We start from the raw sequence: 25698 nt of genomic DNA, 5'->3' as shown, positions 1-25698 counted from the left end.
ATTATGAGGGTAGGCGCGACAATGTCATGTCCAGTTATCTAAATATTTGAATACGGTTAAAACTTGGGCGCGTTTTAAAGCTTACTGGAAAAAATAGCCGGTTTGCGGTGAGCTGGCTTGCGCCATTTTACGCATCGGCATTCGACCTGCTAAAAACGCCTCACGACCTGCCCAAACGGCGTGCTTCATGGCTTGTGCCATTAACACAGGGTCTTTGGCATAAGCAATTGCCGAGTTCATCAAGACGCCATCGCAGCCAAGTTCCATCGCAATCGCCGCATCTGACGCCGTACCAACGCCAGCATCAACCAAAACCGGAACGCTGGCATTTTCAACAATCAAGCTTAACGTGTGGCGGTTAAGCAGCCCAAGCCCTGAGCCAATGAGGCTGCCAAGCGGCATGATGGCAACGCAGCCCATGCTTTCAAGCTCTTTTGCCACGATGGGGTCGTCTGAGGTGTAAACCATCACTTCAAAGCCGTCTTTAATCAGCACTTCAGCGGCTTTTAGGGTTTCGGTGACGTTTGGGTAAAGCGTTTTTTCGTCGCCAAGCACTTCAAGTTTAACCAAATTATGCCCGTCTAACAGCTCGCGTGCAAGCATACAAGTGCGAATGGCGCTATCGGCATCAAAGCAGCCGGCGGTATTGGGTAGAATGGTAAATTCTTTGGGAGAAATCACGTCAAGTAAGTTTGGCTCGTCGCGATTTTGACCGATATTGGTTCGGCGAATGGCAACGGTAACAATCTCTGCGCCCGATGCGTGAATCGCCGCGCCGGTTTCGGTCAAATCTTTATATTTTCCGGTGCCAACAAGCAGCCTTGATGAAAAGGTGCGACTGCCAACTTGAAAGCTGTCTTGAGGGTGAAGGGTTGACGCGAGAGCTTGCGACATAACAAATTTCCTTAAATTGGCGGTCAAAGTTTTGCAAAAAAAGCGCGGCGGCTTGAGCAAAATGCTATTATATCAAAGTCAAAGCGGCAACAGCGCAACCGTTACGCAAGATTACAGCGCATTTTTTTGTGGTTGTTAAGGTTTTATTTTTAAAAGGTTTTTACGGTTTGATAAATCCCAATTTTACCCGCGATTTTGTTTTTAATTAGGTCACCGTTATGCTTCAGCTGCCTTATAGTTTTGCCAAACGCCATCAACTGCTTATCATCGCGAATATTGACCCAAAACCGCCGGTGTTGGTCATCACCAAAGCCACGCCCATGCTGGCAATCAATGAAGCCGTTCGCTATTTGCAGCAGCAAGGGGTCAACACGCCGCCTGAGTTTGATATGATAAGCGTTGATGACTTTGAAGCAAGGCTTGCTGCCGCCTTTGCCGGCAATACGGGCGAGTCGCAGCACATTGCCGCAGGGCTTGAAGACCATCCGGATTTGGACAGCTTGGCGGACAGCGTCCCTGAAACCGAAGACTTGATGGACAGCCAAGATGACGCGCCGATTATCCGTTTAATTAACGCGCTGTTGTCCGAAGCCATTCGCCTAAACGCTTCCGACATTCATATTGAAACCTTTGAAAAACGCCTTGTCGTTCGCTTTCGTGTCGATGGCGAACTTAAAGAAATCATCAGCCCAAAACGGCAATTGGCGCCGCTTTTGGTATCGCGGATTAAAGTCATGGCGCGGCTGGATATCGCCGAAAAGCGCGTCCCGCAAGATGGTCGAATGAGTCTTCGCTTGGCAGGTCGTGAGGTCGATGTTCGGGTATCGACGTTGCCCTCAAGCTTCGGGGAGCGCGTGGTGATGCGACTGCTTGATAAGCAAGCTGGCAGGCTAAACATGACTTATCTTGGTCTTGCTGATAAAGATTATGATGAACTAACCCGTCTTATCCATAGACCGCATGGCATCATTTTGGTCACAGGTCCCACAGGGTCTGGGAAAACAACCACCCTTTATGCGGCGCTGACCGATTTAAACGACCAATCGCGAAATATCTTAACCGCTGAAGACCCTATTGAGTTTCAATTGGACGGCATTGGACAGACGCAAATTAATAATAAAGTGGACATGACCTTTGCCAAAAGCCTTCGCGCTATGCTGCGTCAAGACCCTGATGTGGTGATGGTTGGTGAAATCCGCGATTTGGAAACCGCTGAGATTGCCGTTCAAGCCTCGCTCACAGGGCATTTGGTGCTCTCCACCTTGCACACCAACACCGCGATTGGTGCGGTCACTCGATTGCAAGATATGGGCGTTGAGCCGTTTTTATTGTCGTCATCGCTGATTGGCGTCGTTGCTCAGCGTTTGGTCAGAACCCTTTGCCCGCATTGCTTTGATTGGCAGCAAGCAGACAGCGAACAAGCCAAACTGTTTTTTGAAGTGGGTAAAAAGGCTAGTGACAATATCCAGCTGCCAAAACCGGTTGGCTGTGATAAGTGCAATCAATCCGGATTTCGTGGTAGGACAGCGATTTATGAAGTCGTCCCCATTGATGATAACTTGCGTCGAATGATTCATAGCAATGCCGCCGAATTTGACCTTGAAAGCTATGCTCGGCAAAAAACGCCGTCCATCCGCGCCGATGGCTTGCAAAAGGTGCTTTTAGGTCAAACCACCCTTGAAGAAGTGCTTCGGGTGACCAAAGACAGCGCCGTTCTTGATGAGGTGCTTTAGGTTTTGGCTGAAATTTTTTAAATTAACCCGCTATCTTGCCGCCAAACATTCAATCTCAACGCTTGCGCCAAGTGCCAATTCATTAACGGCAAAGGCGGAGCGGGCAGGATAAGGCGCTGGCAATTCGGCAAGATAAGCTTTGTTAAACGCCGAAAAATCGTCCATATCATTTAGCATCACGCTACATTTAACCAAATCTGAGCGGCTCAATTTAAACTTTGCCAAGACTTTATCCATATTATTAAAGATTTGCTTGGTCTCTGCCGCAACGCCGCCTTTGACCAGTTTGCCGTCTTTGATGCCAATTTGCCCTGACATGTATAAGGTATTGCCCACCAAAACGGCATCAGAAAACGGCATGGCTTTATTTGAAACATAATAAGAGGGCGCAGCGGTCGCTGAAAGCGTTAATGTCCCTAATAGTGTGCTTAACATTGCGCCGCTAATTAAGGTTTTGAGGGTCAAATTTTTCATCATGAGTTTATCCTTGTTATTTCAATAGCAATAATGACCAATAGGCTTAAGCAATTAGGTCATCATCGGCGCCGTTTTCTTCTTCTTTTTTCATTTTATCGTCATTGTCATTGTTGGCTTTAGTGCTGCCGCCGCGCCGCGATTCAAGCTCCGATTTTGGAATCCAAGCCCAAGTCATTGCAACGGTGATGGAGTCGCGGTCGCTGTCAGAGTCGCGGTCTTTGATGACGCACGGAATCACCATCTCGCCTTTGGGCGTATTTAAAATCTCAAGTCGCGCCTCATCGCTCAAGGTGGCAATGGCAGCAACTTGACCTTTTTTCAGCGGTCGATAAAAATTTACCGAGTAAGATTTAATCAGTAAAATGCGGTCGGACGGCAAATTAAGCGCTAACACAAATCCGGTTGCCGTTTCAGCAAGTAAGGTGACGGCAACGGCGTGAACCGAGCCGATATGATTTTGAACGGCTTTGGTGTTGTTCAGGCTGACCACCACTTGATTGGGCTCGACCTGCTCATAATAAACGCCGGCTGTTCCGACAAAGGGCACGACTTTTCCAAAGGCTTTGGATAAAATATTGGCGCGCGCCCCTGCCGGCAAGAATTTGGTGACCGATAATAGCTTGGTAAATTGGTTGTTGACCGGTTTTAGCTTACTGATAGGCGCGGCAATGGTCAGCGATTTGCTTGCCGCGACTGATTTTCGGTCGCGACTTTTTAACATGTTTGGCAGCAGCTTTGGCATATCAGCATCCTTTTTAGAAAAGCAATCAACCTATGTTAGCATCATCTTTAACTACTTTTTTAAATACTTTGTCAGCGTAACTTGACTGCTAAGCTTGTAAACATAGCGATTTTGTAAGCTTAAAACGAGCGCTTATCTTGTTGCAAAGGTTGATTTGGTCTTTTAATTGAAAGCCTCTGACCTCATCTTAGCTTTTTTATTGACTGCCTTTATTGTTATGACCAATTGTCAACTTGCGCAAAATTGCATTTATTTTGGGGTTGCCGGAACTGGCAAAACGCACCAGTTATTAACGCTTGCCAAAGCCTATACCGATGAGTTTGCCGCGTTAAGTGAGGCTGAGCTTAGCGCTCAGTTGGTCATGCCGCTCAATTGGCGCGAGGTGATTTGCTTAATTTTTTTGGATTTTAAAAATAAACACCAAGAGCTGGTAAAAGTGCCCGAATTGCTTGAGCATCCGTTTTTTGTGGCAAAAGCGGCGCAAAATCTGCGTGATAAAAATTTAAGCGCAACCGCATGGTCGGTACTTCAGCAATTCAGCGACGATGATTCAACCACGGTTCGTTATAAAAATCGCGCCGCGCAAGCCTATTTTGATAAAGATGTGAACGGCGCTTGGTATTTATTGCCTGAGGTTGAGCCGTTTTTAACCAATCTTCATGAGCAACTGCGCGAGTTTCACCAAGCTTGCCAGCAAAATAAAACCAAGGCAAACCGCTTTGAGCGCTTTAGCATGGTAAGCTTTCATCAAGCCTATGGCTATGAAGAATTTGTTGAAGGCATCCGCCCAATTTTAAATAATGAATCAGCAACCAGCCAAGCCATGAGCTACACCATCCGCGATGGTGCGTTTTTAGCCCTTTGTCAGCGCGCGGCTCGCGACCCAAGCCGCCGCTATGCCATGCTTATTGATGAAATTAACCGCGCCAATGTCTCGCGCGTATTTGGTGAGCTATTAAGCTTAATTGAGCCGGACAAGCGCTTAGGAATGCCTAACGCTATGACCGTAAGCCTTGCCTATTCAGGTCGAAAGTTTGGCATCCCAAGTAACGTTGATATTTTTGCCACGATGAACAGCCAAGATGTGTCGCTTGCGCCGCTTGATTTGGCATTTCGCCGCCGCTTTCGCTTTATCGAGTGCCCGCCAATCCCTGAGTTATTGCCGCTTATTCCTATCGACAATGGCATAAATAACGAAATGCTTGATTTGGCAAAAACTTTGACCGGACTCAATCAGCGACTTGTTGAGACGCTTGGCGTGGAAGCCAGATTAGGTCATGCGTTTTTTATGAACATTCACAATATTAAAGATTTGCAATCGGCGCTTATTCAACAAATTATCCCGCAACTTGCGCAATTGGCAAATCAGCAATTGGATATTTTGCAATATATTTTTAACGACCATCAGAGTGATACTAAGGAACAATTTATCCAAGCGCCGAAAATTTCGCAAAATAACGCCTTACAGTCGCAGCCGTTTTCAACATCGGGTTTGTTTGGGCAATTTAACAATGCTGCAACGGGATTTGTCATTAATTCAAAGCTCATATCAGGCGATGAGCCTTTTACAACCGCCGCAATTTATCAGCGGCTTTATGCCAAATAAATGTAAAGATGATAAAAAATAACCTGCCGAGCGTGATGAGCGTTTTAGAGCACCAAGAGTTAACCCCAAGCGATTTTGTCATTAAAAGCGATTTTGACTGGCTCGTTGCTTGCGATTTCGATGTTTTTACGGCGCGATATCAGCGCGGTCAGTGGCGGCTAAAGGTCGGTCACTATATCGGCGTTGTGCTATTGCCAAGTGGTATTAGCCTTGAGATACTGCCAAAAACCACGCAACAATTAGATTCGCCAAACATTAACGACTCGCGGCGCTGGGTTTGCCAAATGCTCAGTGATTTGTCGCAAAATAACGTCACCCCAAAACAAAAAGCACTCGGTCAATTCAGCCCAAACTTAGCCAATAATAATGACAGTCCGCCGCTGATTGATTGGCTCATGGCGCATTTTTTTGCCCTATTAAAGCAGTATTCACCGAGCAGTACTTATCAAGCAAATATTCAATCTCAAGCCATGCTTCAAGGCAAACTTGTCATTAAAGAGCAGTTAAAACAGCCGCCAACAGGAAAGCTGGTTTGTGAAATCGACCAACGAAATCAAAATTTAATCAGCAACCGCTTGATAAAAAGTGCGCTACTGTTATTTAGCCGTCAATTTTATGGCGCGCTGCAAGCTTGGCAACCGATTTTACCTTTAAGCCGTCAAGAGCAGCGGCAACTTGATATCAGCTATCAACAAGCGCGAAGCGAGATAAAAGCGCAAGCAAAAGGCTGGCAGTCGCAGCAAAATGCCTTTAATTGTCTTGAGTTTGCCTATTGGCTATTACGTCAGCAAGCAAATTTGCAATCGGGCGGGGCAGTATTAACCCAATCGCCATCTGTTCCCAAACTTTGCCTTTTTATCAATATGAATCAAGCCTTTGAGCATTGGGCAGGGCTTTGTATTGCCAGTGATTTTTTTAAAAAAGGCAACTATCACGCTGTGTTTCAGCCGCGCGATGTTTGGCTTTCTGCTAATGACGGCGCGGCGTATTTAAGCATTCAGCCGGATTTACTGATTTATGAAAAGGTAAATAATCAGCCCTTGAATTGCAGCCATGTCATTGATATGAAATGGAAGTCAGGGTCAGCAAGCATTCGCGCCAATGACGCCTATCAGCTGACCAGCTACGCTCAAGCTTATGGAGCAAAACATATTTGGCTCGTTTATCCGGTGACGGACAATCAAGCGATGCCGATACGATTACAGCAAAATTTATTGCCTTTAGCTGCAAACCGTTTAGAAATAACTGACCAAAATGCTGCTGCGTTTTGGCTGATGCCGTTTAATGTCACCATAAGAACGCTAATTGAACGCCGGAAATGAGCTTAATTAAATGAAAACAGGTAAAAATAATGCCGTTTTGCTTAAATTTTGACCAAAAGCACAATTATTTTAAATTAATTCAAATTAGGTGTTGACATACCTCCCTTTTCGCCTTATTATGTGCACCTCGATAGCGAGGAATCACAACAAATTAACAGCCGTTTTGTTAAGATGTTGAAACTAAGTTATCGATGATTGAGAGACAATTTCGGAGTGTGGCGCAGTTTGGTAGCGCATCTGGTTTGGGACCAGAGGGTCGTAGGTTCGAATCCTATCACTCCGACCATCTCAATAAAGAGCCTTACAGGCTTTTTTTTATGTATAAGCAATTATATGTAAATGCCAAATCGAGCGCCTGTAGCTCAGTTGGATAGAGCACCTGCCTTCTAAGTAGGTGGTCGCAGGTTCGAATCCTGCCAGGCGCGCCATTTAGCCTGCAAATCTTGCCTTCGGCAATATTATGGCGGTTGTAGCTCAGTTGGTAGAGCCCCGGGTTGTGATCTCGGTTGTCGTGGGTTCGAGTCCCATCAATCGCCCCAATATCTTTATGATTTTGTCCTATTTTACTCCATTTTAGTCAGCCTGCCAATTTGGCGGCTTTTTGACGTTTCTGCTGTCATCTCCCTTTAAATTTTATTTTTTTAATGACATACGGCCTATCTGATTGAGATTGGGCTTTTTTTGTTTTGCTATGCAAAAATGATGGCTAGCGCTAATTTACCTTGCTGTTAATGGGGTTATGTTTTCTTAAGTAATCAGCTGTTAAGTTGTGTTTAGCGTATGTATATTTTTAATTGTAGTCCACAAGTGATTAATTTGCTTGAATATCACGTTTAAGGTCGCTATGTTGCAAGGCTTGAATAATTTGCGCTAACTGGCTTGAGGATAAGATTCATGGATGCCCTGAGCATGCTGCTTGAAAATGTGCAATTGTGCGAGACGCGATATTATTGCTTGGAGGGCACGGGTGATTGGTCGTATTCAATCACCAGAAAAGATACGATTTTATTTTATTGGGTGATGTCAGGAAGCTTTTGTATCAGCGTGGGTGAGGTGTCACGAAAGGCGCATACGGGTGATATGATTATGATTCCAAACGCGTATCGCCATGTTTGTTATGCCCTTGATTACCATGGTCGTGATGCCCAAGCGTTAGATGAGCAATTGCTCAGCGCTGAAGCAAAAACGGTCAAGCTTGGCAAGTTAGGGGCGCTCAATTCGTGCTTGATTTTGATTGAGTGCCAGTACGACAAAGAGATGATAAGACCGCTATTATCGGTGCTGCCGCCCATTTTACCTGAGCATGAGGACCAACCTGAAAGCCGCTTTGAAGTGCTTGATTTGGGAACGAAACTGCTGACGCTTGAGTCGGCGCAAGAGCGCATCGGCAAAACAGCGGTCATCAATCACTGGGCAAGTATTATGATGATTGAATGCTTGCGAACTTATATTGAAAGCCTTCCTGAGGCCACGGACAATTGGCTGCAAGCCATGAAAGACCCGTATTTAGCAAAGGCATTAACTGTCATGCATGACGCGCCCAACCAAAGCTGGACGATTCATAAGCTGGCAGAAGTTGCCGGAATGTCGCGCTCAAGCTTTGCTCAGCGCTTTAAGGACACCGTTGGCATGCCGCCGCTGACCTATTTGATTGATTATCGATTGCGCTTGGCGGCGCGTTATTTGCGCTTGCAGCAAAACAGCATCAGCCGAATCAGTGAGCTGGTCGGTTACGCCTCAGATTCGACCTTTAGCCAAGCTTTTAAGCGCGTTTATGGGGTATCGCCCAAAATTTACCGTCAGCAATACCAAAATAAGCTGATTGCGTAAGGTGAACGGATTGAGGTTTTAAAAAGCGTTAAGGGTCGTCCTTAGCGCTTTTTTTATAATTTTTAATAAGTTAGGCGCAGCTTTGGCTGACAAGACTTTCATCTTTAGGTAAGATAACGCTAAAATAAAGCGTATAAGCGACTCAAATTGTGATAACTTTATGACTCAAGTTGGTAATCAGTCCAAAAAATCGGTGCAAAAAACTTTGCAAACTAAGGCTCGGGCGGCGAACAATACAACGGCGGATAAGCAAGCCTTAACTCAGCCGGTCACTAAAGCCTCCTTGCTTGCGCAGTTTATGCTCAGTGACATGGACAATAAAGCCAGTGACAGCGATAGCAATGCGGTCAAGCTGCGCGTGAAACTTTATGAGCAGCAGCTTGAGCGCACCCGCCGATATTATGAAGCGCCTGAATGTGCACGACCAACGTATTTAATCAGCCATTTAAAAGCGCAATTTTTAGAGTGGCAGCAGTTTAATTTGGCTAAAAATTTGGACAAACGCGGTCTGCTTGACATTGATAATATCGAGCGCTTATGGCAACAATTGCATGTGGTTGATGATTTAATCCATGATATTTTGCGCAAAATGGAAGCTCAGCGCCCCGCCGGTTGGCAGTTGACCGTTCAAGATGGTCAAAATTTGCTGGCGCTACCGACCATCGGTAAGCTTAAGCACCCAAGCAGCGTTCGCGACCAAGAAAGCTTGACAAGCTATGTGTTAACCCAGTTTGGGGTCACAAGCTTTACTTATGACCGCGGCTATTATATCGGTCATGTGGTTGGTTATTTATTTTGCTGTTATTTTTGCGCCTATTTGTCGCTCAGCTATAGCGTCACCGCGCTGCACCCTCATGCGGTGATGGAAGTTGATTACGCAAGCCTTGAGACGCCCTTTATGGTCAGATTGCTGCAAAGTTTGGACAGTGATTGCAAAAAGCGCGTTTATCAGTTGGCGGTCATTTGCGCGCGCTTAAGTGTCTTTGCCTCCGACAAGCGCATTGAAAAACTGCTGATTGCTGAGGTGAATGACTTTGACAAGCAGCTTCAGCAGCAGCATTTAGAAGTATTATTGACCCAAGGCATCATGCCGGACAGCAACGATTCGACGCCGCTATTTTAAAAGCCTTTGTTTTAAAAAATACAGTTAAAAACTAACCTATTGACCATGATGGATTTTTGATAGAGATTGCCGATGCCAGCGTTTCATTTTAAAGCCCTTGATGACCAAGGTGCGGTTCAAAAAGGGCTGCTTGAGGGCGATTCGGCGCGGCAAATCCGTCAACAGCTTCGCGATAAGCGCTGGACGCCGATGGAAGTCAGCGCCGTTCATGATAGCAAGGCAAGCGATAAAAACCGTTATAAAAAACCATCAGCTTATGACTTAGCGCTGCTGACTCGGCAGCTGTCCGTGCTGCTTGCTGCCGGAATCCCTTTAGAAGAAGCCCTTGCTGCGGTTGCCAAGCAGTCCCCAAAAACGCCTATTAAATCACTGATGCTTGCCATTCGCTCAAGCGTTCTTGAGGGCTTAAGCTTAGCGCGCGCCCTTGAACAAGCCGCAAGCTTTCCGCCACTTTATATTGCCACCATTGCCGCCGGTGAAAAATCAGGGCATTTGGATTTGATTTTAAATCAGCTTGCCGATTACACCGAAAACCGCTTTGCCCTACAAAAAAAGATTCAAGGGGCGATGGTTTATCCGATTGTGCTCATGGTGATGGCGTTTGCCGTCATTATTGGCTTGATGAGCTTTGTCGTTCCCAAAATTGTCAAAGTGTTTGAGCAATCCGAGCAAGCGCTGCCTTTGATTACTCAAGTTGTGCTCGCCTTGTCCAACTTAATTACCACGTGGTGGTGGCTAATGCTGGCGCTGATTGCCATTGCCGCGTTTTTAGGGCTTCGCTTTGCCAAAACGCAATCCGGAAAGCTTGCCATTGACAGCTTGGTATTAAAGTTGCCGATTTTAGCCAAATTATCGCGCGGTCTTAATGCGGCACGCTTTGCCAGTACCCTTGCGATTTTGGTGCGCTCCGGTGTGCCTTTGATTGAAGCGCTGCACATTGGCGCGGCGGTCACCACCAATTTGCACATTCAAAGCACCATTATCAGCGCCGCCAACCGCGTCACCGAGGGCGCAAGTCTGTCAAGTCAGCTGGAAAAATCAAGCTATTTTCCGCCGATGATGGTGCAAATGATAAAAAGTGGCGAAAATTCCGGTGAGCTTGAGGGGATGCTCAGCCGCGCCGCCAGTATGCAAGAAAACGAAGCCACCAATTTTATCAGCACCTTATTGTCCTTGCTTGAGCCGCTAATGCTCGTTCTTATGGGAATTGTGGTGATGATTATCGTCATGGCGGTGATGCTGCCGATTGTGAATATGAACGATTTGGCAGGTTGATGGATTTTTTAATCTGAATTTTTAACACTATCAAAACTTTAATTTTTCTAAAGCTTATTTTACCAATTGTTAATAAAGCAACAACAATTGCGCATATTAGCCGCTCTACAATAGCGGAAAGTTGCGGCGAATTTGCTTTGTTTTGACCATTGATTTGCGCTATATTGATAACCATTTTCAATAACTTAACTGCTAGTGATGGATGTTATGACCTTTGCAATTTCAAAGCTGCCTGACTGCTCAGTGACCGCTCAGCCGTCATCATTTAAAAATCGCGTCCAATCGGGGTTTACCTTGATTGAAATCATGGTGGTGATTGTGATTTTGGCAATTTTAGCCGGACTTGTGGTGCCAAAAGTTGTTGGTCAAAGTGACAAAGCACGGGTGAAAACCACCGAAACCGCACTTGCGACCGTATCTAACGCCTTAGATATGTATAAAGTGGACAACTCGCGCTATCCGACGACCGCTCAAGGTTTGGAGGCGCTGATTACGCCGCCTGCCGATGCCAAAAACTACCCTGAAGGCGGCTATATCAAAGGCGGCTACCCGACCGATGGTTGGGACAATGAGCTGCAATATGCCGCCCCCGGCTCAGAAGGTCGGGCTTATGATTTGTTTTCGCTGGGCGCTGATGGGAAACCGGGCGGCGAGGGGGCGGATGCGGACATTTACGCCACGCTGTGATGCAACTTGGCTTAAAAATTGTTGAACGTTTAAAAAGCGTTCAACCGTTTTTAAGGTTAACCACTTTCAAAAAGTATCAATCAAGCCTAATCTTGGTTGATACTTTTTTAATTAATTTTTATTGCGCGCGCTTTAATATGGCAAAAAACGCCATTATTAACAAGAAAATCAATAATTTATTATCAAATTTTATATTTTGTATTTTTATGATTTGTCAGCAAAGGTAGCCTTTTATGACCGTCAACCAACCGCCAAAATCTCAGGCGCGAACAACCAAGCCAAACAAATTCAGCGCGCTAGTTATTAGCAGTGCTTTAGCAATAACTAGCCTCACCGCTTTGCCCATCAGCGCTCAAGCGGCGGGACTTGGCGATTTGTTCAGCTCCGACCAAAGCAGTAGTCAAAGCAAGTTTTTGCCCGTTGATAAAGCCTTTCAGGTGACAACGAGCACCAAAACGACCGCCAGCGGCGTGATGCTGACCATTAATTTTGACATCACCCCTGAGCATTACGTTTATAAAGACAAAATTAAGCTTGATTTGCCTGCGGGCGTGAGCGCCTCAAAGTTTAAATTTAGTCAACCGGCACAGTCGATTGACGACCCACAATTTGGTCGCGTTCCGGTTTTTGATCAAACCAATGTCACCGCAACCACGCTGCTTACCAGTAGTAAAGCGGTGGATGGCGGCGCGCTTGGGGTGACTTGGCAAGGCTGCGCCAAAGCCGGTCTTTGCTATCCACCCGAAAAAATCAATACCACGGTGACCATTGCCGCGCCCAAAGCGTCTGAGAAAAAAGCCGATAAAGCCGCATCGCAACCCCCAAAAACCGACACCGCAACCGATAACTCTAAAACAGATATAAAAACGGCAGCACCTGAGAAAACGGATAGTAAATCCGCCAATCAAAAAGCAACCGAGGTCAAAACTGTCGATTCAAAAGCAGCTGATTCTGCCGATAAGGCAACTGCTGATAGTACTGATGCCGTTATTAATGCGGTCACCGCGATTGACGATTCGGCATTAACGGATAGCGATGGTTTAGATAATGGCATTGATGAGGGTCTTGAAGGTGAGCAAGCCGCGGCGTTATTAGACCAAAGCGCTACCGATGATGCTGTGATGCTGGCAAGCTCGGATACGCAGTTGAATAATACTGCCATTCAAAATAGCCCAACGGCGGCAAATGATGACTTGGTGGACAGTGACCCGTTTGGGCTTGCCGCCCATCCTTGGCTTGCGCTGTTGCTGTTATTTTTAGCAGGGCTTGGGCTTGCGTTGACCCCTTGCGTGTTGCCGATGCTACCGATTGTTGCCAACATCGTTGCCCGTCAGCAAAACCCAACGGTCAAAAAAAGCGTGATGCTCACTTCAAGTTATGCGCTTGGGGTGGCAATTGCTTACGGGATTTTGGGCGCGGTCATTGCCATTTTTGGCGAGTCGCTTGGGATTATCGGTTGGCTGCAAAATCCGGTGATTTTAATCAGCTTTGCCATTGTTTTTGTGCTGCTTGCCCTTTATATGCTTGAGGTGGTTAATATTCGGCTGCCTACAGCAATCAGCAGCAAAATGCAGCGGGCAAGTCAGATAGGCGACAGCAAACTTGGCAGCGTAGGCGGCAGTTTAATTGCAGGGTTTTTATCGGCGCTTGTGGTGTCGCCTTGCGTGTCCGCGCCCTTATTTGGGGCATTAATTGCCGTCTCGACCATTGGCAGCGTGACTTTAGGCTTTGCTGCGCTGTTTATGTTAGGTCTTGGCTTATCCGCGCCGCTGATTTTAATTGGCGCAACCCAAGGCAAAATTATGCCAAAAGCCGGCGCGTGGATGAACTGGGTTAAACAAGGCTTTGCATTGCTATTGTTTGCCGTGGCTTTATTGCTGATTGAGCGCGTGTTTGTGACGCCGGTGATGCTTTTGGTTTGGGCGCTTTGGTTTATGGTCGTTGCAGTTTGGGCGTGGCGCTGGCTGGGTCGCGGTCGGATGCTGACTCAAGCGCTTGCCATCGTCATGGGGCTTTGGGCGGCGTGTTTGATTGTCGGTGCGGCGCTTGGCAATCATGACAGCTTGCGACCGCTTGCCAATCTTAATCAGCAATCCGCGCCAGTTTTAGCGTCGTCGGCTACAACGGCTACTGCTGTAAATAGTTCGCCCGATAAAGTTATCACCACGTTAAATGAGCTTGATGCCATCACCCAAAGCTCGCCCAACGTGATTGTTGATTTGACCGCCGATTGGTGCGTTGAGTGCCGGATTATGGACAAAAATCTGTTTCAAAACCGACCGGCGCAGATGCAAAACTGGCAACTGGTTCGCTTGGATATTACCGAAACGAGTGAGGCGTCCAAAGCCATTTTAGCCCGCTATCAGCTGTTTGGTCCGCCAACGCTGCTTTACTACCAAAACGGCAACTTGGTCAAAAAACAAGTCGGTGAAGTCAAGCGCAGTGAGTTTGAAAGTGCTTTAAATGAGCTAAACAATAGTTAAATCAGCTGGTTACTATAAAAACCCACAAGGCAATTTAGCGCTGTGGGTTTTTTTAACGCTGATTTTCAAGATGAAGAAGTTACGCTTCAGATTTTTTTAACGCTAGCCAGTCCTGTTAATTTTGATTACAATAATTTGATGGTGACTCTACGGCAAAACTTCTTTTAAAATACTAAAAAACCGTCGATTAAAATTTATATTGAGCAGATTGTATCAAGGATAACTATGCTTTTTTCCGATGTCGCGCCTCTAAAGCGTCCTTTAAGCGCTTTGATGCCCCAACCTTTTTTGCCGAGTTTACTTGTGATGGCAATACTGAGCGCCCTAAGCGTTTCGGTACAAGCCGCCGATAACTTGCCAACGGCAACGGTTGTCAATCCAAACTTGCCGTCGGGCATTGCAAGTCAAAGCGAGTCGCGAACCATTAAGCAGCGCCTGCTTGACCCAAACGCACCGCAGGATAAAACTGAGCTTATGAGCGACGCTTACGTTGCCCAAAAAGCACGATTGTTTGTTGAGTGTACCAAGGTTCAGACGGACGCCGCGCGCCTAGCTTGTTTTGATAAAGTGGCAGAAGAGGGCACGACGCCAACGTTTGTGAATGGCAGCAAACGACCGCTTGATGTGGCAAAAACCCTACAATCAACCATCAGCGGTAAGCCGCAAGTGGTGTTGGCAGAAAATATCACCCCCATTGATGCCGACACCGTTGAAGATGCCGATGTGGTGCTGGTAAGCGACAAGCCCATTGCTCAAGAGTCATTAAACACGCGCGGTATTGGCGCTGATGAAGCGCAAATTTTGGCAGAAGTTGGGGTCAGCCAAGCCGATATTGAAAAATATACGCCGCTAAGCTTGCTTTATGATTTGGATAAAAACAGCGAGCGCGGCACGTGGACAGCAAGACCGCATAGGCCCATGTATTTGTTGCCGATATTTTTAAACCTTGACCCAAACCGTAATCCAAGTAGCCCCACCCAAGAGCTTGAGCGACCTTATACTTCAAAAGAGATGCGAACGCCTGAGCTGAAATTGCAGATTTCCTTAAAAACCAAAGTGCTTGAGGATTTATTTGATACCGAAGCCGACCTTTGGTTTGGCTATACTCAGCAGTCGCATTGGCAAGTGTTTAATGCGGACAACTCACGACCGTTTCGCGCCACCGACTATGAGCCTGAAGTGTTTTTAACGCAGCCGGTGACCGCGAATTTACCATTTGGCGGTCGTTTGCGGATGCTTGGCGCAGGCGCAGTGCATCATTCTAACGGTCAAGACGACCCGTTATCGCGCTCATGGAACCGAGCTTATGTGATGGCAGGGGCGGAGTGGGGTAAATTGACCGTTGTCCCAAGGCTTTGGACGCGAATTAAAAACGAGGGTGGCGGCGATTTAGACGATAACCCTGACATTACCGATTTTATGGGCTACGGCGATTTGACCTTTTTGTATGATTTGGCGGACAAAAAAAGCTTAAGCGGAACGTTGCGCTACAATCCCAACACGCAGCGCGGCGCGGCGCAACTCGATTACGTTTATCCCCTTACCAAAGACATCAGCGGCTATATTCAACTGTTCCAAGGTTATGGCGAATCGTTAATCGACTATAACCACAATGATACCGCAATCGGTGCAGGGATTATGCTTAGTGATTGGAAAGGGTTGTAAACCATGCCAAATTTTTCGCTAAAATGGCGTTAAACCCTGTCACGATAGCCCCATACCAGTTGGGGCTTTGGCTTGCTGACTATCTAATCCCGCGCTGTCAGCTTTGCCGCGTCCATCTAAGCGCGGCAAAAAGCTTACTTTGCAGCGTTTGCCATCAAAGTATTGACTGGTGCCCTGAGCCTTTTCAAATCGATGTGGTGGCAAATCAAGTCCTGAGCATCCAAGCCGCCACCTATTATGAGTATCCCATCCGCCAAGCCATCCGCGCTTTTAAACACGGCGAGGACTTGACCAAACTTGCTATTTTAATCCATGCCCTACGGCAGCTGCCGAGACCGCACGGCTGTCATAAAAATAACAGCGTCATTGTGCCGATGCCAACGACCCATCAGCGCTTAGCCAATCGCGGCTTTGACCCCGTCAGCATTTTGGCAGCGCATTTGTCCAAACACTGGCAAATTCCCATTTGGCGCGGCGTTTTGCGCGTGGACAATACCGTCAGCCAACAAGGCTTAAGCCGCTCTGAGCGGTTGACAAACTTAAGTCATGCTTTTTTGGTCAGTGAGCCGCCACCGGTTAAAAAACTCCTCTTGTTTGATGACGTCGCCACGACAGGCGCAAGTTTGCAAGCGCTTGCCAAAGCCTTGTTTGAGTTTGCCAATCCCAATCCTGCCTTTAATGCGCTAAGCCCTCAGCCTACCTTTCCTTATCAACTTAGCGCCTTTGCCTTAGCTCATGGCAGTGCCACTAGCGCCAAGTGATAGCTTCTGAGTGAACAATTTTTAATTTTTTGCTTTTAGACTGTACAAGGTCATAATTTTGGCTATACTCAATCCTGCACTTATGTTACTAAAAAGTTACGCTTGTGCTAAGATAGCGCTTAAAAAACAAAAGTTGTCTATTTTTTATAAAAAATAACCTTGAATTTAGTCGCGGATTACGAACGAATTTTTATATTTTTTGGAATAAAAATTGCAGTATCTATCATGATAACTGCTTTATTTTTAAGTGATTCTAGTTTGAATTTGGCGCATGATTAAACGATAAGTACTAGCCAAATACTTTAATATAATCAATAGGATAGCCCAGTGATTGGATTGAATACCAAAGCCGCTCAGCCCTTATCAAAAAGCCAAGGCTTTACCTTGATTGAGCTTATGGTCACTATTGCTGTCCTTGCGATTATCGTTGGTATGGCAGCGCCGAGTGTCAGCACGCAACTTGCCAATCAGCGTACAAAATCAACGGCGGCAACGCTTGAAAATGCGCTAAAAGAGGCTCGGGCGGAGAGTATGATTCAACGGCAAAATATCACGGTCGCCGCCGATGCCTCGGGCAACATCACCATCAAAGATGCCGCAAATCATGAAATCAGAAGCTATAAGATAAATGCAAAAAACAGCGTTACTGCAAGCAGTGTCATTTTTGAGCCGACAAAGCGGGTTACAGCGGCGGTCACTTACACCATTTGCGACCAAAATAAATCAGCAGACGCCCGACAAATCATAGTCAATAAATTGGGAAATATTACCTCTCAGCTTGGAGGATCATGCTGATGCAACCGCTTAATCATCAACAAGGGGTCGGATTGGTTGAGGTGTTGGTGGCGCTATTGCTGCTGGCGGTGGCGGTTCTTGGCTTTTCAGCCATGCAGATGACCGCAATCAAAGCCACTGAAGAGAGCGTGATGCGAACGCGTGCTATGACGATTATGCGCGGTGGAGCTGAGGTGATGCGCGCAAACCCTAGCGGAATTGCGGCATTTAAAGCGGCGCTGAATGGCACCCCGATTGTCACCGGCATTACCAAAGACAGCTGCTTGACTAATGATGCGACGTTTAATGCCAATAAAAACTGCAGCATTGAAGAGCTTGCCACAAGGGACGCTTTGCTCATGAAAAGTTATGCCGCAGACAATGACCTTCAAATAGCGATGATTCCTAATGGCTGCCCAGGAACGCAAGGCAACCAAGAACGGCAGTGTTTTATTGCCAGTTGGGGCGACACCAAAACTGAGCTTAGCGCATCCGATGCCAACGCTTGCGCTTATCTTGACGGCACTTATAAAAATGGCGCTGAGTGCTTCATTATGGAGGCGTATTAACATGAACCCCATGTCACCTTACCGCCATCAACAAGGCTTCACCTTAATTGAGCTGATGATTTCATTGGTCTTGGGACTGATTATTTCAGCGGCGGTGATGCAGGTTTATTTAATCAATGCAAAAACCAGTAGCATTCAAGCCAGTGCCAGTGAAATGCAAGACGCCAGTGTTTTTGGCATTCAGCAGTTAGAGAGAAAGCTGCGCCTTGCCAATCTTGGCAATCCAACCACGCAAATTGATGATAAAACGGTTGGCGGTGGAATCGTTCTCAGCGCCGCCAATGTTGGTACAACACCCGATAAGTTTTCTAATGGCTATTTAACTCGGCGTGACGGTGATACTAAGGCAGGCACGAACGGTTGGGATGGTGCTTCTAACATGACGACCAATAGCGATCAGCTGACGATTCAATATAAAAATACCACTGGCGCTGTCATCTCAGATTGTGAAGGTAGTAATGTTCAGGTCAATGACCAAGTGGTTGAGCGCTATTTTATCCGCATGGCAACAGGGTCAAAAACAACCGGAATCAGAGATTTGGTGCTAGCTTGCGACGCCGGAAGAATAGAGCCTGCCGGTGGTATTAAAGAATATGATTCTGACAGCGATCCTCGGAATTTTGGTCAGGCGGGTCAAGAGCTGATCGTCAACGCTGACCAGTTTAAAGTGCTGTTAGGAACGCAAGTGACCAAAGGCGCTAATACAGGAGCGGTCACTTATATGCCAAGCAACGCTTATCTTGCGCTAAGCGCGCCAAAGCCTGCCATTGTGGCAGTTAAAGTTGGTTTGATCGTTCATGGAACGACAGCGGTCGTGGGTAGCACTGACCAAACGAAGTTCACGCTATTGAATCAAAATAACGACCTAAAAACCGACACGACGCGCCGAAGTCAAGTTCGTAACAGTTATGAGTCCACGGTACTGCTGCGCAACGCTCGCGTTGTCAATGTCAGCACGGACTTATATTAAAAGGAGGTAGCGTGATGAAACAACCAAAGCCCTTGGTTTTAACAGCCAAAACACAGACGCTTACCGTATCCTATCGGCGTTCAGAGCAGGGCGCAACGCTCATCGTCGTGCTGTTGTTTTTAATCTTAATCATGATTGCGGGCGTCATTGCGGTGAAGCAAAGCAACACCGACCTTAAAGTGGCGACCAGTGACCAAATCGCCACGATTTTGTTGCAATCCTCAGACAGCGCCAATCAAAAGCTTGAAAATATGATTAACGGCAGCCCAAGTTCAAACGAATACAAAGACGTGGTGAGCGCCTCAGGCGTCTTTGGTCACTTTTTATTAAGTCCTGAAAACGCGCCAAATGAGTTTATTTATTGCTTTAACCCCCGAACCAAACGATATTTGGCAGCAAGTGCGACCATTAAAAAGTCCGATGGCGGTATCTGGAGTAGCTTAAACCAAGGTATTTGTGACTATACCGATGCAAACGACTATACCAGTGCTCGGCAGACGGTGATGACCCAAATGAGTGTGACCATCACGCCGCCTGATACCAATGTTGGACCGCTTGAACATGTCGTTATCGGTAAAGAAATTGAAAACCGAACCAGTACCAAGTTTAAATTTGATATCAGAGCCACCTCAGCGCTTCCGGCTTATAACGAGCCAAAGCTTGGCACAGACAAATGCTTTGAGCAAACCAGCATTAAAGCCAACGTCGCCGCAGGTAAAAAGTCATTAGATGAGTGCTTACTTGCCGCGCATACCCCAAGCAAGATGCTTTATGAGCAGGTCGATGTTGAAAACGTCTCTGCCTCAACACTTTGCATTCCATTTGGCAAAGGCTCGCTTGATTCTAAATGCGTGTTGTCGGCGACGCCATGATTGCATTTGCTAATATATAAGGACTATCACTATGAAGCGAGTTGATGATGCAACTGTCTTAAAACCGCAATCTCCAAAATTAAAGCTTTTGGTCGTTGTTGTGGCATCAATGATGGCGATGCCTATTTCACAAGCAGATGTGGCAGGCAAGAAAATTGGTGATTTGGAAATTTATAAACCTGCTGAAACCGGTAAGACCACCATTACGATGATGCTAGATACCTCGGGGAGTATGACCCTAAACCAGGTAAATCAGGCAGTTACTTGTGATCTTCCAGCAGGCACAAGTTACACCAAGAAATTTGAGAATTCAACCACCAACCCTAGCTATAGAAGAGACTACTGTGCGACAGGAACACGGTATTTTTATCGCTCTGATGATAAAAATAAATGGTATCGCTGCGGCAGTAACAGTTCGGGAACTACCAATTATAGTACTAGTGTATGTAACGCTACTTTGTCAGCTGCACCAAACGGCATTGAAAACTATGATGTTCTCGTATCTAGTAAAAATTCTTATTATTATACAGAAAACAAAGTTTACGACCGTCTTACGCGCTTAAAAGATGCCCTTTTTACATTAATGGATAATACCCAATTAGACCCTAAAAAAGTAGCGATTGGTATTGGTCAGTATTCTTCACAAAGTAATGCTGATAACGTAGTGGTTATTAATTCAGCGGGAATGGCGTCCAATGCGGATGGGGTTAGCGGTAAAATAGTGCTGCCCGCAGCATTATTAGATGAGGCTCAACGGCAAAGAATTAGAATGGCGGTGGCCGCTGCAGGCGGCTATAATGGTACGCCGACCGCCAACGCCTATGCAGAGGTTGGCGCTTATATGCTTGGCACCAAAACCAGTGGCACAGGAAGTGGTTTTGCTAAGTCGGCAACCGCAACTAAATCAGGCAGTAACTATATCAGTCCACTGTCCAACCCATCTAGCTGTGATGGTCGCGGTATTTATTTCTTAACTGACGGCGCGCCCAACAGCTCGTCTAATCCTTTAGCGCTAATGAGACTTGCTTTAGGTAATTCTAGATTTAATTATTCATCTTCAGATACGCTCCCTTCTGGAAGTGAGACCAATAATGGTATGCCTGAAGTCGGTGCTTTTGCTAAAGCCTTACGCGACTCAACGATTAACCCGTTAGGAACAGGTCAAGAAATCTATACGGCGGTTGTGGGCTTTGGCGCCGATTTTGATGTCGATAAAGCAGCAGATGCTGCTAAGCCTGAGGCCGACCGCGTGATTCGTAACCTGCCCTACACCAACCCAAAAACTGGAGCCACTACCAGCCGCGATTATTATAACTGTGCAAAAATCCCAAAATTAGATGCCAGAAATGCCTGTAACTGGGGCGAAAAAGCCCATCCATCATTACCCGGTGTGGGCGGCTATGGTGAGGGCGGCTTCTTTTCCGCGCAATCGACAGATGATATTGTCAACAGTATCATCTCTTTTGTAAAGGATTTGGATAATACCCTACCCTCTACGCCATCAGGAACCATCAGTATCCCTGATGACCCTTACCGTGCTGATAGCCAACTTGCCGTTGCCTACTATCCAACGCTTCAGCCCAAGGTCGGCGATAATGTCGCGATTTGGGAAGGCAATATGAAAAAATATAATTTAAATGAAGGCACGCTGTTTGGATTGAGCAATTCTAGACTGTTTTTGGATGTTGCAGGGGAGCTAAATCCTGCAGCGGTAGACTTATGGTCAGATAAAAACTATGCAGGGGCGAATGATAAAGTAGAATCAGGTGGATATTACTCACAGTTAGATACCCCTAATACTGGGCCCACCTCCGTTAGAAATCTATTTGTCGAAGACTGGAAGAGCGCGACGGATACGACGTCAGTTTTAAGAAAATTTGGTGTTAACGCCTCAGGAAAAGTAACAGTCGATAATAACGTGCTCACCAGTACAAGCTTTCATGACACGGGAACTTATGATGAAGCAATGCTGAGAAAGCTGTTAAACTTTTTAGGCTTTGACAAGCTGCCGGCGACGACGACTGCGGTAAAAGATATGACCCTTAGCAGCGCCAACGCTTCTGCTGCTATCAAAGTCGTTGGGGCAACGATTCATTCAACACCAGCTTCGGTATCTTATTCGGCAACTTTGGATGACAATGGCCGCGTCACGGATAACCGCGATGATTACGTACTGTTTGGCTCAAGTGAGGGCGGGCTGCATTTGGTTGATGCCGCCAATGCCAGCGCTGCAGGTAACGGCGGCAGAGAAAGATTTGTCATCGTTCCAAAAGAAATGCTTGTTGACCCCAAAAAAGCCAACGCTTTGGTTAAAGACGCGACCAAAGATGATATCGGCGTACCAAACTTTGGCGTTGATGCCCCGTGGCTGGTCACTGCTGATTATAAATATGACTTTGATAACCGGCGCGTTGATATCGATAACACCAATGGCAAAGGCGTCTTTGCTTATGGTGGTCTACGCATGGGTGGTGAGGCGTTATACGGCATCAACCTCAATGACAGCCGCGCGCCTAGCATGATGTTCAGCATCACTCCGACAACCTCAGGATTTAGCCGAATGGGGCAGATTTGGGCAAAACCAACCAAAGCTAAAATTAGAACCAGTAACAATGCCACTGACAAAGGCACAGATGTTTTGGTGTTCGGTGGTGGCTATGACATGTGCTATGAAGATGAAAGCTTTCAAGCGGGAATCAATAGTAATCTGCTCGGTGCCTGCTCAAATAAAGCCGCCGCTCAAGGTAACGCCATTTATATCATCAATGCCAAAACAGGAGCGCTCATTTGGTCGGCGTCCAGTTCGGGTAGTCCATCAAAGACCGTTGCCAGTATGACGAACAGCGTTGTGGCGGGCGTGACCGTATTGGACCGTAACAATGATGGCTTTATGGATCATATCTATTTTGCTGATTTGGGCGGTCAATTATTCAGAGCGGACTTTACCAACGCTGGCTTTAAAAAGCCGGTCACCTCAGGCGAGCCGACCGCTGAAACCAGCTTTACCAATACTCGAGTCACCCGAATTCTTAAAAGTGCTTATTCCGGCACGGACACCCGATTTAACTACCGCTTTTATGAGCGCCCTGTGGTCAGCTTTTACCGTAACGACAGCGGCAACTTGTTTGCCCTTATCAATGTCATTTCAGGCGATCGCAGCTCGCCGTTATCAAAAATCCGTGACAACACTAAAGCTGACCGACTATACGGCATTATGGACAGTGATGTGACCCGAGCGGACAACATATTTTACGCCAGTAACTTTACGACGGTGGGCGGTGAAAACGGTCAAAAAATCGTTGATTTGACCGCGGACAATACCGCCAGTAGCAGCTTAGCTGAGTTGCCCTCATCTGTGGGCACACTGAGCGCTTCCGGATTTACAGAGGCGCAAAAAAACACCTTTATCAACAGCTTAAAAACGGGCACTCAACGAGGCTGGTATTATCCGTTAACCCGATTTGATGGTTACGGCAACGTCAGATACACCAAAGGCATTGGCAAGTCTGAGGTGGTAGACAGCTTTTTATACACGACCGTTTATAACCCCGACATGAGCTACGGTACAGTGAACTCTTGTGCTGCCGAAATCACGGGTGGCTCAGAACGACAACTTTACTGCTTGCCTTATGGGGTTTGTATGGACGCCTCATCCAAAGATGGCACCGGCGGATTTGTGCGAGCAGGAAAGGGCATTCAGGAGCTGACACTAGGACCACGAAGCGCGGCGCTGTCAACTCAGCGGCTACTTATTGGCACTCAAACATTAGATGAGCAGACCGGCGGTCGGGTCAACTTCGGAACAGATGGCGGCAAAGGAGTGTTTGCGGTAGGAAAAGCCGGATTGACCCAAAACTTAACCAATGCTGATCAGGTAGTCGGCAGCGGCAGCGCCCCAAGCTTAATCCATAACGAGCGCTTCACCCTGCAACCAAGAACATGGTACGAAGTTGACTAATAAGGCAAGATGATGACAAAAAAAGCAGCAGTCCCTCAGCTTGGCTTTACCTTGATTGAGCTTATGGTAGTCGTAAGTATCATCGCGATACTCGCCGCCATTGCCATTCCCTCGTATCGGCAATACATCATCAAAAATGCCCAATCGCAAGCGCAAGCGCAAATGCTGCAAACCGCCATCGACCTTGACCGCTGGCGGGCAACTGCGCTGACCTACAAAGGCTTTGTTCCCAAAAAAGTCGCCAATAACGGCAGCGTCAGCTACGGCTATGACAGCGGTGACACCATCATCTATGCCCCCGTTGGCAAAGATGGCACCAACTACAGCTACAAGATCACCCTAGTCGATGCCAGCAACAATAAAAGCCTAGTCCCTGCCAACAGCAATTATTCTACCGCGGGCGTTTCTTGGAAAATGCTCGCTGAGCCGAGCAGCAGCTTGCAAAGCTCAAACGCCTACATCTATATGCTGACCAGTACCGGAACGCAGTGCAAAAGTAAAGACAGAACCATCACCATCAACGACAGCCATTGCGGCACCGGTCAGGAGACGTGGTAATGACTCATAACCCAACGCCAAAATCCGCGCCCAACGCTTCTGGCTTTACCTTAGTTGAAATGATGATCGTCGTTGCCATCATCGGCGTCCTTGCTGCCATCGCCTACCCAAGCTATGACCGCTACGTCATTAAAACCAAGCGTACGGACATGATGACCGAGATGCAAAATATTGCCAGCCAACTGCAAAGCCGAAAACTGGCGCAAGGCAGATTTAGTGCCATCACCACCACCGACTTGACCGGCAGTTTTCCAAGACAAGGTCAGGCGCTGTACACCATCAGCCTGTCATCGCCGCTCAACGCCCAGTGGACGATTACCGCCACCCCAAATTCAGGAACAAAAATGGCAAATGACGGCACGCTGACCTTAAACCACTTAGGGATAAAATGCCGCGCTAGCACTTGCGGCAGTAATGATGAGTGGAATAAATAATGGCGCTAACCTTGCCAATTTTGTCACCGTTTTTTGTTCAGTCTTGACAAAAAATGTCAAAATCAAAAATTATATTACTAACTTTTGTTTGTAAACTGACAATTTTGAGTAAGAAAGCAGTAACATTTATAGTCAATTGGTAAGATTAACTGCCAATTTGGTTTACTTTGCGATTTCATTAAAAAATAATCTTAAATTTAATGCGTTCATTGGCTTGGTTTGGCTCAAGATACTGGCTTTGCGCTCAAATTATGGCTTGATTAAGCCTGTTTTTTAAATTTTTTTGATATTCGGCAGTTAAAAAAACAATCCTTCCCAAAAAGTTGGCACATGATATGCAACAGTTATTATGACAGCAGCTGATGGCGAGTATCTAAAACTATAAATGATAACCGCCGCACTGCAAAGATTTTAACAAGTAAGATTTTAATTGATTGCAAATTTGGATAGCACTTATAAGCTATCTACCAACCTAAAAGGAAGTGTTATGAACGCTCAAAAAGGTTTTACCCTAATCGAACTCATGATTGTTGTTGCCATTATCGGTATTTTGGCTGCGATTGCAATTCCACAGTATCAGAACTATATTGCTAAGTCACAAGTAAGCCGTGCAATGGGCGAAACTGCAGCTGTGAAAACTGCTGTTGAAAGTTGTTTAAACGAAGGCAAAACGGGTATTGGCGAATGTGCTCTTGGGGTTACTGCATCTAATATCCAATCAACTAAAGTTGATGGGGCAGCTCCTGATACTAACGGTGATAACGCTGCGGTATTAACTGAAACGTCAACTATTGAAGCAACGTTCGATCAAAATGCAGCTGCTAATTTAAAATCGACTTCAAGTACTTTAACTTGGACTCGTGATGGTAACGGCTCATGGACTTGTGCAACTACTGCTGCTGATAAATATAAGCCAGCTGGTTGCTCATAATAGTTAAATATTAAAATCTATAAAAAAGCCAAAC

General features: G+C 46.5%; 21 protein-coding genes and 3 tRNA genes. 21 read left to right on the top strand and 3 right to left on the bottom strand.

Annotation, left to right across the window (positions count from 1 at the left end):
* Positions 1-81: 81 nt before the first annotated feature.
* Positions 82-894 carry a thiazole synthase gene (locus ACZ5XY_RS04630; RefSeq protein WP_464743321.1) on the bottom strand — a complete coding sequence of 271 codons (813 nt, stop codon included), beginning with the start codon at positions 892-894 and terminating at the stop codon, positions 82-84.
* A gap of 218 nt (positions 895-1112) precedes the next feature.
* Here ACZ5XY_RS04630 and gspE point away from each other — a divergent pair, with 218 nt between their 5' ends.
* Positions 1113-2627: a type II secretion system ATPase GspE gene (gene gspE, locus ACZ5XY_RS04625; protein ID WP_464743319.1), complete on the top strand. Its 1515-nt coding sequence runs from the start codon at positions 1113-1115 to the stop codon at positions 2625-2627.
* Positions 2628-2657: 30 nt separating this feature from the next.
* Here gspE and ACZ5XY_RS04620 read toward each other — a convergent pair whose 3' ends face one another.
* Positions 2658-3104, bottom strand: a complete 447-nt coding sequence (locus ACZ5XY_RS04620; RefSeq protein WP_464743317.1) for a RidA family protein — start codon at positions 3102-3104, stop codon at positions 2658-2660.
* A gap of 43 nt (positions 3105-3147) precedes the next feature.
* Positions 3148-3846 (bottom strand): DUF4442 domain-containing protein, encoded by a 699-nt coding sequence (locus tag ACZ5XY_RS04615; protein ID WP_464743315.1) that lies wholly within the window; start codon positions 3844-3846, stop codon positions 3148-3150.
* A 217-nt stretch (positions 3847-4063) separates the two neighbouring features.
* On the opposite strand from ACZ5XY_RS04615, the gene ACZ5XY_RS04610 reads away from it, so the two are divergent.
* The 20 genes from ACZ5XY_RS04610 (at position 4064) to ACZ5XY_RS04515 (ending at position 25664) form a co-directional block, all read left to right on the top strand.
* Entirely contained in the window at positions 4064-5452 is a 1389-nt protein-coding gene (locus tag ACZ5XY_RS04610) for an McrB family protein (protein WP_464743313.1), read from the top strand.
* An 8-nt stretch (positions 5453-5460) separates the two neighbouring features.
* On the top strand, positions 5461-6774 hold the full coding sequence (locus tag ACZ5XY_RS04605) for a 5-methylcytosine restriction system specificity protein McrC (RefSeq protein ID WP_464743311.1): 1314 nt from the start codon (positions 5461-5463) through the stop codon (positions 6772-6774).
* Between the two features lie 209 nt (positions 6775-6983).
* Positions 6984-7060, top strand: a tRNA-Pro gene (locus ACZ5XY_RS04600).
* A 65-nt stretch (positions 7061-7125) separates the two neighbouring features.
* Positions 7126-7202: transfer RNA gene (locus ACZ5XY_RS04595), tRNA-Arg, on the top strand.
* 35 nt (positions 7203-7237) lie between these two features.
* Positions 7238-7313, top strand: a tRNA-His gene (locus ACZ5XY_RS04590).
* Between the two features lie 355 nt (positions 7314-7668).
* Positions 7669-8604: an AraC family transcriptional regulator gene (locus tag ACZ5XY_RS04585; protein WP_464743309.1), complete on the top strand. Its 936-nt coding sequence runs from the start codon at positions 7669-7671 to the stop codon at positions 8602-8604.
* A 160-nt stretch (positions 8605-8764) separates the two neighbouring features.
* Positions 8765-9727 carry a hypothetical protein gene (locus ACZ5XY_RS04580; protein WP_464743307.1) on the top strand — a complete coding sequence of 321 codons (963 nt, stop codon included), beginning with the start codon at positions 8765-8767 and terminating at the stop codon, positions 9725-9727.
* A 72-nt stretch (positions 9728-9799) separates the two neighbouring features.
* Positions 9800-11002 (top strand): type II secretion system inner membrane protein GspF, encoded by a 1203-nt coding sequence (gene gspF, locus ACZ5XY_RS04575; protein WP_464743305.1) that lies wholly within the window; start codon positions 9800-9802, stop codon positions 11000-11002.
* Between the two features lie 306 nt (positions 11003-11308).
* Positions 11309-11689 carry a type II secretion system major pseudopilin GspG gene (gene gspG, locus ACZ5XY_RS04570; protein ID WP_464743756.1) on the top strand — a complete coding sequence of 127 codons (381 nt, stop codon included), beginning with the start codon at positions 11309-11311 and terminating at the stop codon, positions 11687-11689.
* A 233-nt stretch (positions 11690-11922) separates the two neighbouring features.
* Complete coding sequence (locus ACZ5XY_RS04565; RefSeq protein WP_464743303.1) at positions 11923-14172, top strand: cytochrome c biogenesis protein CcdA; 2250 nt, start codon at positions 11923-11925, stop codon at positions 14170-14172.
* Between the two features lie 273 nt (positions 14173-14445).
* Positions 14446-15837 (top strand): phospholipase A, encoded by a 1392-nt coding sequence (locus ACZ5XY_RS04560; protein WP_464743301.1) that lies wholly within the window; start codon positions 14446-14448, stop codon positions 15835-15837.
* The gene (locus tag ACZ5XY_RS04555; protein WP_464743299.1) at positions 15822-16598 is read left to right on the top strand and encodes a ComF family protein; all 777 of its coding nucleotides are present in this window, start codon (positions 15822-15824) and stop codon (positions 16596-16598) included. Before ACZ5XY_RS04560 ends, ACZ5XY_RS04555 begins: the two co-directional genes overlap by 16 nt.
* Positions 16599-16925: 327 nt before the next feature.
* Complete coding sequence (locus ACZ5XY_RS04550; protein WP_464743297.1) at positions 16926-17393, top strand: GspH/FimT family pseudopilin; 468 nt, start codon at positions 16926-16928, stop codon at positions 17391-17393.
* Positions 17393-17941, top strand: coding sequence for a type IV pilus modification protein PilV (pilV, locus tag ACZ5XY_RS04545; RefSeq protein WP_464743295.1), 549 nt, complete (start codon positions 17393-17395; stop codon positions 17939-17941). The genes ACZ5XY_RS04550 and pilV overlap by 1 nt, the downstream gene beginning before the upstream one ends.
* A 1-nt stretch (position 17942) precedes the next feature.
* Positions 17943-18911, top strand: coding sequence for a prepilin-type N-terminal cleavage/methylation domain-containing protein (locus ACZ5XY_RS04540; protein ID WP_464743293.1), 969 nt, complete (start codon positions 17943-17945; stop codon positions 18909-18911).
* 14 nt (positions 18912-18925) lie between these two features.
* Positions 18926-19783 (top strand): pilus assembly protein PilX, encoded by an 858-nt coding sequence (locus tag ACZ5XY_RS04535; protein WP_464743291.1) that lies wholly within the window; start codon positions 18926-18928, stop codon positions 19781-19783.
* A gap of 31 nt (positions 19784-19814) precedes the next feature.
* Entirely contained in the window at positions 19815-23741 is a 3927-nt protein-coding gene (locus ACZ5XY_RS04530) for a pilus assembly protein (protein WP_464743289.1), read from the top strand.
* Positions 23742-23753: 12 nt separating this feature from the next.
* Positions 23754-24299: a type IV pilin protein gene (locus ACZ5XY_RS04525; protein WP_464743754.1), complete on the top strand. Its 546-nt coding sequence runs from the start codon at positions 23754-23756 to the stop codon at positions 24297-24299.
* Entirely contained in the window at positions 24299-24733 is a 435-nt protein-coding gene (locus ACZ5XY_RS04520) for a type IV pilin protein (protein ID WP_464743287.1), read from the top strand. The genes ACZ5XY_RS04525 and ACZ5XY_RS04520 overlap by 1 nt, the downstream gene beginning before the upstream one ends.
* Before the next feature lie 487 nt (positions 24734-25220).
* Positions 25221-25664 (top strand): pilin, encoded by a 444-nt coding sequence (locus ACZ5XY_RS04515; RefSeq protein WP_464743285.1) that lies wholly within the window; start codon positions 25221-25223, stop codon positions 25662-25664.
* Positions 25665-25698 lie beyond the last annotated feature (34 nt).

The organism is Psychrobacter sp. GTC18467, assembly GCF_055397455.1.
The sequence above is the reverse complement of the archived record's forward strand: the minus strand, read 5'-3'. Positions and strand labels throughout refer to the sequence as shown.